Below are 818 nucleotides of genomic sequence, written 5' to 3'. Positions count from 1 at the left end.
TAAAACGATGCTGGGGTGGAGAATATGAAAATGTTTCAGTACTTGTAGCCATTGGTGTTACAGAAGATGGATACAGAGAAGTGATTGGTGCCGCAGAAGGTTTAAAAGAAGATCTTGAGAGTTGGAAGAACTTCTTTGTATGGCTGAAAAGCCGTGGTCTAACGGGAGTTAAGCTAATCACTGGAGATAAAGCCCTTGGTATGGTTGAAGCAATTGGACAGGTATTTCCAGAAGCAAAATATCAGAGATGCACGGTACATTTTTATAGAAATGTGTTTTCTGTTACACCAAAACAAAAAGTGAAAGAAGTAGCTAAAATGTTAAAAGCTATCCACGCTCAAGAAGATAAAACAGCTGCCAGAGAAAAAGCAGATTCAGTTGTAAAAAAACTTCGAGGAATGAAGCTTAATAAAGCAGCTGATAAAGTAGAGGAAAGCATAGAAGAAACTTTGACATACACGAACTTTCCGTCTGAACATTGGAGACGGATTAGAACCAACAATACGTTGGAACGCTTAAATCGGGAAATCAAACGACGTACAAAAGTTGTAGGTACCTTCCCAGATGGAGAATCAGCCCTAATGCTGGTATGTGCTAGACTACGCCATGTAGCAAGTAGTGAATGGGGATCTAAGCGTTATTTAAACATGGAACATTTAAAATCAATGGTAATCTCTGAAGAAGAGGGAATCATAGCCGGCTAACTTACCGGAACCAAACGAAAAACAGTCTTACCGCCCTGAAGTACGGTACCAGTCTGCCCAGGTAAGGTCAAGAGCAAGACAAGTGCAAGCACTCTTGACTTTACCTGAGCGGAC

General features: G+C 40.8%; 1 protein-coding gene. It reads left to right on the top strand.

Annotated elements, in window-relative coordinates; all coding sequences use genetic code 11:
* Nucleotides 1–704: IS256 family transposase (locus tag EFT72_RS18890; protein WP_124068457.1), on the top strand; the 704-nt coding region annotated here is incomplete at its 5' end.
* Between the last annotated feature and the right edge of the window lie 114 nt (nucleotides 705–818).

The sequence above is a fragment of the Clostridium sp. E02 genome (assembly GCF_003833015.1).
In the GTDB taxonomy this organism is placed as follows: Bacteria; Bacillota; Clostridia; order Lachnospirales; family Lachnospiraceae; genus Lacrimispora.
Note: the sequence above shows the minus strand (reverse complement) of the source record. Positions and strands in the feature narration are given on the sequence as shown.